This window comes from Streptomyces sp. HNM0645, assembly GCF_030056615.1.
Lineage (GTDB): Bacteria > Actinomycetota > Actinomycetes > Streptomycetales > Streptomycetaceae > Streptomyces > Streptomyces marianii.
Genome location: NZ_JASHLT010000014.1, coordinates 257,281 through 269,266 on the forward strand (window position 1 = coordinate 257,281; position 11,986 = coordinate 269,266).

Below are 11,986 nucleotides of genomic sequence, written 5' to 3' on the forward strand. Positions count from 1 at the left end.
ATGAGCCTTTCCACCACGTCCCGGCCGCCGTCCCGCCCCCGACTGGGGGTGTTCAAGTTCGCCTCGTGCGACGGCTGCCAGCTCACCCTCCTCGACTGCGAGGACGAACTTCTCGGCATCGCCGACGCGCTGGAGATCGCCCATTTCCTGGAGGCGTCCGGTGACGTGGCGCCGGGCCCGTACGACCTGTCGCTCGTCGAAGGGTCCGTCAGCACCCCCGAACACGTAGAACGCCTGCGGCGCATCCGCGCCGAGTCCCGCCACCTCGTCACCATCGGCGCCTGTGCCACGGCCGGAGGGGTACAGGCGCTGCGCAACTACGCGGACGTCGGGGAGTACCTGGCGGCGGTCTACGCCCGGCCCGACTACATCGAGACCCTCGCCACCTCCACACCGATCTCCGCTCACGTACCGGTCGACTTCGAGCTGCGCGGCTGCCCCATCGACCGCGGGCAACTGGTGGAGGTCATCACCGCCTTCCTCACCGGACGGAAGCCCGGCATCCCGAACCACGCCGTCTGCTTCGCCTGCAAGCGGCGCGGCAACGTCTGCGTCACCGTCGCCCACGGCACGCCCTGCCTCGGCCCGGTCACCCACGCCGGGTGCGGCGCCCTGTGCCCGACGTACGGACGGGGCTGCTACGGCTGCTTCGGCCCGGCCGGCACGACCAACCTCCCCGCGCTGGTCCCCCTCATGCACCGCGACGGGATGGGCGACGAGGACATCGACAGGTTCCTGCACACGTTCAACGTCACCGCCTTCACCGCCGTGGAGGAGGAAGGACCCGGATGAACGAGCCGGCGAACCGGTCCCAGGTGCTGCGCGTCCCCGCCCTCAGCCGGGTCGAGGGGGAGACCGCACTGCACCTGCGCGTCCACGAGGGCACCGTCGAGGAGGCCCGGCTGAGCATCTACGAGGCTCCGCGGTTCTTCGAAGCCTTCCTGCGCGGCAGGTCCCACACCGAGCCCCCCGACCTCACCTCGCGCATCTGCGGGATCTGCCCCGTCGCCTACCAGCTGAGCGCCTGCCGGGCGATCGAGGACGTCTGCGGGGTCGCGGTCGACGGACAACTCGCCGCACTTCGCCGCCTGCTGTACTGCGGCGAGTGGATCGAGAGCCAGACGCTGCACATCCACCTCCTGCACGCCCCGGACTTCCTCGGCCACGACGACGTGATCGGCATGTCCCGCTCCCACCTGGCCCATGTCGAGCGCGGACTGCGGCTCAAGCAGACCGGCAACGCCGTCGTCGAACTGCTCGGGGGACGCGCGATCCACCCCGTCAACGTCCGTCTCGGAGGCTTCCACCGCACCCCGACCCGCGCCGAACTCCGTCCCCTCGCCGAACGGCTGCGTACCGCCCTCGACGACGCCCGCGACACCTTGCGCTGGGTCGCCGGCTTCGAGTTCCCCGACGCGGAGTGCGACGCCGACCTGCTCGCCCTCACCGAGCCGGGCACCTACGCGATCGAGTCCGGGACCCCGGCCGTCCTCCCCTACGACCGCACGCTCCCGCCACGCGGCTTCCCGCTGGGCGACTTCTCCGAGCACGTCACCGAGGAACAGGTCCCCCACTCCACGGCCCTCCACTCCCGGCTGGACGGCCGCAGACATCTCACCGGCTCCCTCGCCCGCTACGCGCTCAACGGCCACCTGCTCTCCCCGACGGCCCTCGAAGCAGCACGCGAAGCCGGGCTGGGCGCTCCCCCGCTGACGTCGGAGACGGAGGACGGCCGGCCGGGCGAGGTCTGCAGGAACCCGTACCGGAGCATCCTCGTCCGCGCCGTGGAGGTCCTCTACGCCGTGGAGGAGGCCCTCCGGATCATCGCGGTGTACGAGCGGCCCGCCCGGCCGTATGTGGAGGTGCCTGCCCGGGCGGGCGTCGGGCACGGTGCGACGGAGGCTCCGCGCGGGCTGCTCTACCACCGCTACGCCCTCGACGGCGAGGGACGCGTCACCGACGCCCGCATCGTGCCGCCGACCGCCCAGAACCAGGGCGCCATCGAGGAGGACCTGCGCAGGCTCGTCCAGGCCGGGCTGGACCGCGGTGAGGACTCCGAGGACGAACTCACCCGGCTGTGCGAACGTGCCGTCCGCAACCACGATCCGTGCATCTCGTGCTCGGCGCACTTCCTGGAACTGGACATCGTACGGACGCCGCGACCCGTCTGATCCGCTCGACCGTGCGACGGCCGAGCCGGCAGGGGCCGTTCGGCCCCGTCAGCCCTCGGCGCGACCGCGCCTCGCGGTCTACGCCGATGTGCGGTCGTCGGCCCCGAATGCCCGGGAGCGCCCCACACCGAGAAGTCCGTCGGGCTCGAGTGGACGATCGTCGCCACCCTGCCCCGAGTTCGTCGCCGCCCCGCCCCGACGTTCCAGGACCGGTCCGGTGGCCGCGGCGCGCAAGGGCGGGAGGGGCCCATCCGCTTCTCGCGGATCCTGATTGCGCGGTGCACGATGGTGTGTCGGCCACTTTCCACCGCTCCCCCGCGTCCCTCGCGGGCCCCTCCCGTCATCTTCAGGAAAGCAGCCGTCCCGGCGTGGCAACAGGACCGACCGGGCCGACGCGCCGGGCCGAACGGCCCCATCCGGCCCGCCGGTCACACCGCCCTCGTGTCCCGGCCCCGTCACACCGGCCGGGCGGGAGGCACGACCACCACCGGGCAGGAGGCCCGGTGCAGCAGGCCGTGCGGAACGGAGCCGAGCCGCATGCCGGCGAAGCCCTCACTTCCCCGGCGTCCGACGACGAGGGCCAGCGCGTGCTCGGCGACGCCGGCCAGTACCTCGACCGGGTGCCCGGGCAGTACCTCACGGCTCAGGGTGACGTCGGCCCACGCAGCGGACCGCCTCTCGGTCGCCGCGTACAGGTGGCGTTCACACGCCTCCATCGCGGCCTCCTCGTCCCAGAAGCCGAACCGCGGCCGCTGCCAGGCCCACACCGCGTGCACCGAGGCACCGGACCGCGCCGCGGCCCCGCAGGCGTAGTCCACCGCCGCGTCGGCCGACTCGCTGTCGTCCACCCCCACGACGACACGGGGCGGCTCCTCCACCGTGCGCTCGCCGTCCGGCACCACCACCACCGGGCAGGCGGCGTGGGCGCTCACCGGAACGACCGTCGAGGCCGCGCTGAGCACCTGGGCCAGGCGGCCCAGATGCCGTGACCCCAGAACGACCGACTGCGCGTGCCCGGACTTCCGTACCAGGACCGCTGCCGGGTTGCCCGGCTCCACGGACACCGTGACATCGAGCTGCGGATGGCGCTCCCGGGCTCGCCCGGCCGCCTTGTCGAGCGCTTCCTCACCGAGCGTGTGCACGGCCTTGTGATGTGCCGTCTCCTCGACGCCCCGGACGCGGTGGGTCACCGGCAGCACGGCGTGCACGAGATGGAGACGCGCTCCGCGGCGCGCGGCTTCGTCGGCGGCCCAGTCCAGAGCGGCCTCGGCGGGCTGTGCCGCGTCCACGCCGTACATGATCGGAAGTGCTCCGCCGTCGGACGTCATGGCTCCTCCAGCCGCTTGCGAACGAGTACCGGCCCCGCCGGACGAGGCCGGCACCTGCACGTTACGCAAAGTGAGGGCGCGGGACGAGGACCGTCCGGCCCGGTCCGGCGAGCTGTTCGTCCCGGCGGAACGGTCCGCTGGGACCATCGGGCCCCGCTACGGGCTGTTCGGCCCCTGCGGGCCGGGCGCGTTCGGCGGTTGACTGGTCGTGTCGTAACCGCAAGACCGAGGAGGCCGGATCATGGCTGTACTCGCACGCAAGCAGAGGTTCCCGTTCCCCGATCTGCCGGACTGGTTCGAGGACTTCCCCACCCGGTTCAGCATGCCGGCCATGGCGGATCTGCACACCATGAGGATCGAGGAGTACACGGAGGGCGGCAGGTACGTCATCCGCGCGGAGCTCCCGGGCATCGAGGTGAAGGATCTGGACGTGACCGTGGAGGACGGCATCCTCACCATCAAGGCGGAACGTACCGAGCGCGAGGTGGACAAACACCGCAGTGAGATCAGGTACGGATCGATCACCCGCGCTCTCGCTCTCCCGAAGAGCGCCGACGAGGGCGACGTCCGCGCCGAGTACACGGACGGCATGCTCACGGTGAGCGTGGGGCTGGGCGAGGAGAAGCCGGAACCCAAGCACATCGAGATCAAGCACGCCATGTGAACCGTGAGCACCGGCGGTGTCGTCCGGACGGGCCGCAGCATCCCGCACCGTCCGGTGACCCGCACCAAGGCCCGGGTCACCGGTGTTCCACCGCTCTGGCTCCGGGCCCGGGGAGAGTGTCCTCTCACCGCCTCTGCTCATCCCGTGGACCACAGCCCCTAAACAGGCCCACCGGGAGGGGTGATGACGAAGCACAGCAAGGTCGGGGGCCTGATGACGGGGGAGGTCGTCTCCGTCGTACCGTCAACGCCGTTCAAGGAGGTCGCCAAGCGGCTCGCGGAGCACGACATCAGCGGTCTGCCGGTCCTCGACGAGGACGACCGGGTGGTGGGTGTGGTGTCCGAGACCGACCTTCTGGTGCGCCAGGCCCTGGCCGCGGACGCGGTGTGCGGAACGCGGCGGCCCGGACCGGGAGCCGGCACACCGGGCCGCGACGAGGGCGACGCGATCACGGCGGGCCGGCTGATGTCGGCACCGGCGGTCACCGTCCACGCGGACGAGACCGTCGCGGCCGCCGCCCGCACCATGCTGCGGCGCTGTGTCGACCGACTGCCGGTGGTCGACGACGAGGACCGGCTCGTCGGCATCGTCACCCGGCGTGATCTCCTTGTCGTGTTCCTCCGCCCGGATCCGGAGATCCGCCGGCGAGTGGTCGAGGAGGTGCTGGTGGACACGATGGGGCTGGCACCGGATGCGGTCGACGTCCATGTCGTCGACGGACGGGTCACCCTGGAGGGCACGTTGGAGACGCCGGCCCAGATCCTCATCGTGAAGAAGCTCACGGAGCAGACGGACGGGGTGGTCTCCGTGTCCGACCGCCTCACCGCCCGGGGCGGTGACTCCCCCTGAGCGGGGGCGTCGGCGAAGGGTCCGGGGCGCCGTGCCCCGAAGGCACACGGGTCCGGCTGCCGGGTCCGCCGGGCGTGGGCGGCACGCGGTCGCCCAGCACAGAGAAACGGGCCAGCACTGGAGGTCTCCGGTGGCACGGGACGCAGCCGGTATCGAGCGGCCGGAGGCCGTGTTCGACCGGGAAGCCGAGTGGGAGGCGCTGGCGGCCTTCGTGACCGACCGGCGGCCCGGACCGGCCCTCGGTCTGGTCACGGGGCGGCGGCGGCAGGGGAAGACGTATCTGCTTCAGGCACTGACCAGGGCCACCGGGGCGTTCTTCTTCGGGGCACGCGAAGGCACGGAGAGGGAGAGCCTCCAGCATCTCGCCGAGGCGTTCGCCGACCACACCGGATCGCCGCGCGTGCCGGCGTGGCGCAACTGGGACGATGCCGTCGACGCGCTGCTCGGGTCCGGTGGCGAGCGACCGGCTTCGGTCGTCGTCGACCAGTTTCCGGATCTCGTCGGGCAGAGCCCCACTCTGCCCTCCGTCGTCCACCGGGCGTTCAAACGGGCCGGGCACACCCCGCGCACCCGGCTCCTGCTCGGCGGCGACTCGTCTCTGGTGACGAACAGGCTGTTCACCGACCACTCGGCACTGCGCGAACTGGCCGGGATGTCGATCACCGTCGAGCCCTTCGACTTCCGGCAGGCGGCGGCCTTCTGGGACATCGACGATCCGCGTCTGGCCGCCCTCCTGCACTCGGTGGTCGGCGGAACCCCCGCCCACCGCGGCTTCGCGTCCGGTGAGGGCCCCACCGGCATCGAGGACTTCGACGCCTGGATGTGCAGGACCGTCCTCAACCCGAGGACCCCCCTCCACTGGGAGGCCGCACGGCTCCTGAACGAGGAGGCGGACCAGCACGACCGCCCCCTGTGCCATTCGATTCTGAGGGCGGTGGCCCTGGGGCACGTCACCCCGTGGGCCGTCACGCAGCACGTGAGCCGGCCCCGGACGGATGTGTCGCATGCCCTGCGGCTCCTCGAGCACTGCGGACTCCTCCGGGGCGAACCCGACGCGTTCCACCCCGCGGCACTCCGGTACCGCATCGCCGAGCCGCTGCTGGCTTTCGACCACGCGGTGGTCGCCCCTCGTCGTTCGGCTCCGGAGCAGGAGGACGCCGGCGGTGCCTGGGAGGGGCTCGCGTCCGACTTCAACGGCACCGCTGTGCCTGCCGCCTTCGCACAGATCTGCCGCGACTGGGCGCTTCGCTTCGCGTCCCCCGACACGTTCGGGGCGCCTGTCGCCGCGGCCGCCCACGGCACCCTGCCGCGAACGGAGAACGGGCCGGAGCACGAGGCCGAGGTGGTCGTTCGCGGCGGGGGGAGCCGCGGGCCCCTGCTGTCCGTGGGCCAGGCCCGGTGGAACGAGATCATGGACATCCACCATCTGGACCGCCTTCGCCATGTCCTCGCAGTCCTCGCCGCGCGGGGCGAGGACACCAGCCGGACGAAACCCGCCTGCTACGGCGGCGCGGGCTTCAGCCCCCGGCTGCACGCGGCGCAGGACCGGGGAGAAGTGCTCCTCGTCGACCTCGATCGGCTCTACCACGGTGAGTGACCACCGGGATCCCGTCCGCCGGAGGCGGTCTCCCGGGGCCATCAGCCCTTTCCTGGGGCCGTTCGGCTCTGATGACGCGACGGGTTCCGGGCGGAGAGTGGGAGGGCAGTGCACCGAGGCGGCGTGAACGGCTCCGGGCGGAAGGGTTCCGGGGCGGAAGGAGTGAGGACATGCAGCACCGCAGGATCTCGGAGGTGATGACGCGGCGTGTCGTCACGGTGCACCGCGACTCGTCCTTCAAGGAGATCGTGAGGCTCTTCGAGGACAACGACATCACGGCCGCACCGGTGGTGGACGACGGCGGCCGGCCCCTGGGCGTCGTCTCCGAAGGAGACCTGCTGCGCAAGGCGGCGAGCCTGCCGGACCCGGACGGCCGCTGGACCCGGCTGCGGCTGCTGCCCCTGGACGAGGCGCGGGCGGAGGCCGAGACCGCCGGGGCCATGATGACCTCCCCCGCCGTCACCGCCGGGCCGGACTGGAACATCGTGGAGACGGCACGGACCATGGACCGCCACAAGGTGAAGCGGCTGCCGGTCGTAGACGAGACCGGCAGGCTCGTGGGCCTGGTGAGCCGTCGTGACCTGCTGCGCCCCTTCCTGCGCCGTGACGAGGCCATCGGCGAGGAGATCAGGACGGACGTACTCGGCCGAACCCTCGGCGTCGCGCCCGGCAGTGTTCGGGTGTCGGTTCACGAAGGGGTGGTCACCCTCAGCGGTCGGGTTGCGGCACGCGCAGACATCCCGGTCGTCGAACGCCTCTGCCGCTCGGTGGACGGGGTGGTCGCCGTGCACCACACGATGGAGTACGAGTACGACGACCTGGCGCCGGACGCCGAGCCCCCGAGTGGGCACCCGGCGACGGCCGCCGCACGCGAGGCAGGCGTGAGGGAGAGGGCGCATCTGCGCGGAGTGGGCCGTGAGGGAACGGCTCCGTGCCCGCCCCTTCCCCGGGGAGCGAACCCGCTCTCCGCACGCACGCTGAAGGACGGTGTCGTCGTGGAGGAACACCACCGCACAACGCATTCGCGTCACCTGCACACCCGGTGCGGCCGCGCGATCCGCGTAGCCAGATTCGCGCCGCACGAACTACCCGCGGGGATGGGACGGGTGGTTCTGGACACCCTCCGTGCACCGTACGACGACCAGGAGGTATGGGCGTCGCTCACTCCGGGGGAGGCCAGGCAGCTCGCCGGGCTCCTCCTCTCGGAGGCGGAGGCGGTCGAGAGCCGCACGCCCGGCTCCGATCCGCACCTCGCCGTCGTACCCCTGCACGGTGACGCCTGTGAAGTGACGGTGCGAGGACACGCGTTGACGGTCGATCAGCCGGTCGCCGACGGAGGCCAGGACACGGGTCCCACACCGGTCGAGCTGTTCGTGGCGTCCGTGGCCGCGTGCGTCGCCCACTACGCCGGGCGTTTCCTCGACCGGCACGGCCTCGATCGCGGGGCCCTGCGCGTCACCGCCGACCACACGATGGCCGCCGACCGCCCGGCGCGCGTGGCCACGCTGACCGTCGACGTCGATGTGCCCGAACTGCCACCGGCCATGGCCGGGGCCCTGGAGGCGGTGGCCTCGCACTGCACCGTCAAGAACACGCTCGAGCACCCTCCCGCGATCACGGTCCGGCTCCGCGACGACGGCCGGGCTCCGCGGCCGGTGGACAGTTCCGCGGCCGACGCAGAGCGGCCCCGCCGGTGACGCACGGGTACGGCGATGGCACGCAATCGGCGTCACGTGCGGAACCGGGTCCGTTCGGACCGTCGGTGGGACCGGTCGGACCCTGTGGCGGGGAGGTCGCACGCACGAGATTGTCAGAGGGGAACAACGCGACGAGGGGCGCCGGATCCGGGTCGGCCAGTACGGCCGGAGGCGCTCGGAAAGGGCTGACGAGAGATGAGGCACCGGAGCGTTGCCGACCTGATGACTCCTGATGCCGTCGCGGTCGTCCCCGGCACCACCTTCAAGGAGATCGCCCGCTTGCTCGACGAGTTCGGGATCAGCGCCGTACCCGTCGTCGATGCCGACGGACGACCGCTGGGCGTGGTGTCCGAGGCGGATCTCGTGCGCCGTCAGGCATCCGGAGGCGGGGCTCCCACGGCAGAGGGGCTCATGACGAGTCCCGCCGTCGTCGCGCGTCCGGAATGGAGCGTGGTCAAGGCCGCCAGGGTGATGGAGAAGAACCGGATCAAGCGACTGCCGGTGACGGACGACACCGGCCGCGTGATCGGGGTGCTCAGCCGCAGTGATCTGATCCAGCTGTTCCTGCGACGGGACAGGGCGATCCAGGAGGAGATCCTCGAGGACGTCCTCACCCGTACGCTCCGTCTGTCGCCGTCCGCGCTCTCCGTCGAGGTCGCGGACGGCCGGGTGACTCTCAGCGGCACGGTTCCGCGCCGGAGCCTGGTTCCCGTGACCGTGCGACTCTGCGAGAGCGTCGACGGTGTCGTGGACGTCACCGACCGGTTGACCTTCACCTGGGACGACACCGTGGGCAGCTCGCGCGAGCCGACCGCCGCGGCAGGTGAGGCGCCCCGCGGAGCAAGGTGACCGACCGATCGGCGGCGACCTGCGTGAGTTCGTGCCGCCCCGGTCGGTTCGTCCGACGCTGCCGCCCGCCGTCCCGGCCGGGTCGTCCCTGAAAGGCCGGACGCCCTCGGGGGGCACGTCGTGTACGCCGTCTCGGCGCGCTGATGGAGCGCCGGGGCCGGGCGGGATCCCCTTGCGGAGCACCGACGGCACGACCTGCCTCAGCCGGGCGTCATGTACGGGCGCCGGAACGGCGGCCTCGGTCCGGCTCCCTCTGGGTGGATCGCCGCCAGCGCCTGCTCGACCGCCGTGGCGAGAGCTCCACCCGTGTCCACCTGCACCGCCTCGGGCCACGGATCGGCCGCCCTCGCCATCGCCTCCGCGACGGCGGCGTCCGCGTCGGACGGGCCCGGGCCCCGCACGGTCAGCCTGCGGTCGGCGACCTCCTTCGGCACGGAGCAGACCAGCGGGACCAGATCGGCGCTGCACAGGCGTGCCGTTTCGGCGGCACCGTCGCGCAACTCGCGGGACGTCCAGGTGGCGTCGACGACCACCGACTCACCGGCGGACAGCAGGGCCGTGGCTCGTGCGAGCAGTTCGCCGTAGGTTCGCCGGGTCCACACCGGGGAGTAGATGCCTCTGCCGTACTCCGCTCCCGCCGACGCCTCCGGCGGCATCCCGGAGAGCTCTTTGCGGACCCGGTCGCTGCTGAGCAGAGTGAGACCCAGCCTGTCCGCGAGCGCGGCGGACAGGGTGGACTTGCCGGTGCCGGGGAGCCCCCCGACCATGATCATGCGCACCGCAGAGGTGCGCAGGTGTCCGACGGCGATCCCGGCCAGTCGTACCGCCTCCGAACGGGCCTCGGGCGCTCCCTGGCCGGCGCGGAGGACGGCGACCTTCTCCCGGACGAAGGCCCGGTAGGCGACGTAGTGGTGCCACAGGGAGGTGGGGGCCGGGTCGCCTGCGTACTCGCTGTAGCAGGAGAGAAAGTACGCCGCCGCGTCCGGGGCGGCGAGGCGTTCCAGGTCCATGGCGAGGAATGCGGCGTCGTCGAGACCGTCGACGTGGCGAAGGGTGTCGTCGAACTCGAGGCAGTCCAGCAGCCGCGGCCCGTCGTCCAGGCAGAAGACGTCCTCGGCCAGCAGATCCCCGTGCCCGTCCACCACCCGGCTCTGTCGGATGCGGCGGTCGAACAGGCTCTCACGCCCCGCGAGGTAGCGCCGCACCCGTCCCTCGGTCTCCTCCAGGCTGTGCAACGGGGCGATGCCCTCCCCCTGTTCGCGCACCTGCGCGAAGCTGGACTCCCACCGGGCGAGGAGGGCGTCCCTGGTGCCGGCCCGCGAGATGTCCGTGCTGCGGGACGAACGGGCGTGGCAGGTGGCCAGCAGCCGCGCCACCTGGCGCAGGTGCTGCGTGACGGGGGCCCCGACGGCCACGAGGTGTGACAGCCTGCGGGAGTCGGGCATCCGGCGCATCACGACGACCGGCTCCGGCGGGAGGCCCTCCGGCCCACGGAACTCACCCACTCCCTCGTACACATCCGGGGAGAAGCGCCGGTTCAGCTCGACCTCCCGCGCGCACGCCCGCTGACGGGCGGAGACGCTGCTGAAGTCGAGGAACCCCATGTCCACGGGCTTCTTGGCCTTGTACGCCCGGTCCCCGACGAGGACCACGACCGCCGTGTGGGTCTCGGCGACGGCCGGCTGGAGGCCCATGCCGTTCCCGGGCGGTGTCGCGGGGCCTCTTGCCGCGACAGTGCCCGTGTGCGGAGGAGTCACGTCCGTCTCCCCGTCCTTCGCCCCGAGTGGTGGGCACTTCCAGCATCCTCGCCGCACGGCCGGCCGGCCCATGGGCTTCCCGGGCCCGCCCCGGGACCGAGTGGCCCTTCCGGCCGGCCGTCACCCGCGATCGGCGGGGCGGGCCGGAACCGTGAGGTACCGCCGCCTGAGCCCCGCACAGCGGGCAGGCACCCCTGCCGGGACGGCAGGCTCCGGCCGCTCCGCGGAAGCCGGAGGGGGCCCCGACGAAGAGGAGTGCTAATTACGGCTGCCGCGGAATCGTCGCCGTATGCGCGGTAGTGCGCAGCAATACCCGGAAATCCCGGGTCCGACGACCCTACGAATGACCGCCGCGGACCCACGCTTGGAACGTGGGCCAGGCCGAGGAAGTCCGCCGCGTTTACCGGGAATCGACAATTGGCATCCGGGCCATTACCCGGGCGATGGCGCGGAGTTCGGTCCGGCACGTCCGATGGGTGGGGCAGTTCCGAACGACACGGCCTTCAGGATGTGGCGCACTTGCGGCCGGTGATGACTTTGAGTTCGTAGAGGCCGCCTCCGGCTTGCGACTCGGTCCTGACCACGCGGATCTGGCCGCTGGCCTCGCAGTACTTGCCGGTGCCTCCGGTGATGGCGATGAGATAGGGGGTTTGCGGGTCGCGCGTGGCGTTCTGCCAGGTGATCTGGCCGCCTTCGAGGACGTAGGACCCGTAGCAGGTGGTGGTCTCGGCGGGGGTGGAGTCGACGATGACGCAGTTGGTCGTGACGAAGCCGACGGTCTTGCCGTTCTTGTCCACCAGGTCGGCGGTGACGTTGGGGAACTGCCCCTGAGCTTGGCGTTTAACCGCGTTGTGTTTGGTGTTCCTTGATCGATTCGGCGCGTTTGATGGTTTTGCCGACGTCGTGGCGCTTGGCACGTTGCTTGTTCTTCGAGCCGGGAGGCCGTCCAGGCCCGGGCCGGGTTGGTTTCGGTGCGGTCGCTGGGCGGGCTGCTGTTGCGCGGATGTTGCGAAACCCGCGACGGACCCGGGCGGGGGTGAGGCGGCGGGGTTCGGTCGCTGGTCGTTCCCAGGG

At 71.9% G+C, this 11,986-nt stretch carries 10 protein-coding genes and 1 pseudogene; 7 read left to right on the forward strand and 4 right to left on the reverse strand.

Going from position 1 to position 11,986, the window contains the following annotated elements; all coding sequences use genetic code 11:
• Both QMZ92_RS12100 and QMZ92_RS12105 read left to right on the forward strand, forming a co-directional pair.
• On the forward strand, positions 1–792 hold the full coding sequence (locus QMZ92_RS12100) for an NADH-quinone oxidoreductase subunit B family protein (protein ID WP_283297300.1): 792 nt from the start codon (positions 1–3) through the stop codon (positions 790–792).
• Positions 789–2,171, forward strand: coding sequence for a Ni/Fe hydrogenase subunit alpha (locus tag QMZ92_RS12105; RefSeq protein WP_283297301.1), 1,383 nt, complete (start codon positions 789–791; stop codon positions 2,169–2,171). The genes QMZ92_RS12100 and QMZ92_RS12105 overlap by 4 nt, the downstream gene beginning before the upstream one ends.
• Before the next feature lie 455 nt (positions 2,172–2,626).
• Here the strand turns inward: QMZ92_RS12105 and QMZ92_RS12110 are convergent, their stop codons facing one another.
• The gene (locus QMZ92_RS12110) at positions 2,627–3,499 is read right to left on the reverse strand and encodes a universal stress protein (RefSeq protein WP_283297302.1); all 873 of its coding nucleotides are present in this window, start codon (positions 3,497–3,499) and stop codon (positions 2,627–2,629) included.
• Positions 3,500–3,740: 241 nt separating this feature from the next.
• Here QMZ92_RS12110 and QMZ92_RS12115 point away from each other — a divergent pair, with 241 nt between their 5' ends.
• From QMZ92_RS12115 to QMZ92_RS12140, 5 genes are all read left to right on the forward strand, one after another.
• Entirely contained in the window at positions 3,741–4,163 is a 423-nt protein-coding gene (locus tag QMZ92_RS12115) for an Hsp20/alpha crystallin family protein (protein ID WP_283297304.1), read from the forward strand.
• Between the two features lie 183 nt (positions 4,164–4,346).
• Positions 4,347–5,012: a CBS domain-containing protein gene (locus tag QMZ92_RS12120; RefSeq protein ID WP_283297305.1), complete on the forward strand. Its 666-nt coding sequence runs from the start codon at positions 4,347–4,349 to the stop codon at positions 5,010–5,012.
• Positions 5,013–5,142: 130 nt separating this feature from the next.
• A complete protein-coding gene (locus QMZ92_RS12125; protein WP_283297306.1) occupies positions 5,143–6,609 on the forward strand; it encodes an AAA family ATPase in 1,467 nt (488 codons plus the stop codon).
• A gap of 170 nt (positions 6,610–6,779) precedes the next feature.
• A complete protein-coding gene (locus QMZ92_RS36010) occupies positions 6,780–8,306 on the forward strand; it encodes a CBS domain-containing protein (RefSeq protein WP_349307720.1) in 1,527 nt (508 codons plus the stop codon).
• A 195-nt stretch (positions 8,307–8,501) separates the two neighbouring features.
• On the forward strand, positions 8,502–9,155 hold the full coding sequence (locus tag QMZ92_RS12140; protein WP_283297307.1) for a CBS domain-containing protein: 654 nt from the start codon (positions 8,502–8,504) through the stop codon (positions 9,153–9,155).
• Positions 9,156–9,355: 200 nt separating this feature from the next.
• On the opposite strand, the gene QMZ92_RS12145 is transcribed toward QMZ92_RS12140, so the two are convergent.
• The 3 genes and pseudogenes from QMZ92_RS12145 to QMZ92_RS12155 all read right to left on the reverse strand — a co-directional run.
• The gene (locus QMZ92_RS12145) at positions 9,356–10,849 is read right to left on the reverse strand and encodes a bifunctional aminoglycoside phosphotransferase/ATP-binding protein (protein WP_283297308.1); all 1,494 of its coding nucleotides are present in this window, start codon (positions 10,847–10,849) and stop codon (positions 9,356–9,358) included.
• 566 nt (positions 10,850–11,415) lie between these two features.
• Positions 11,416–11,829, reverse strand: a complete 414-nt coding sequence (locus QMZ92_RS12150; protein WP_502962041.1) for an allene oxide cyclase barrel-like domain-containing protein — start codon at positions 11,827–11,829, stop codon at positions 11,416–11,418.
• Positions 11,753–11,986: pseudogene (locus QMZ92_RS12155) on the reverse strand (NF041680 family putative transposase); the annotation flags it as partial. The gene QMZ92_RS12150 and the pseudogene QMZ92_RS12155, both read right to left, overlap by 77 nt.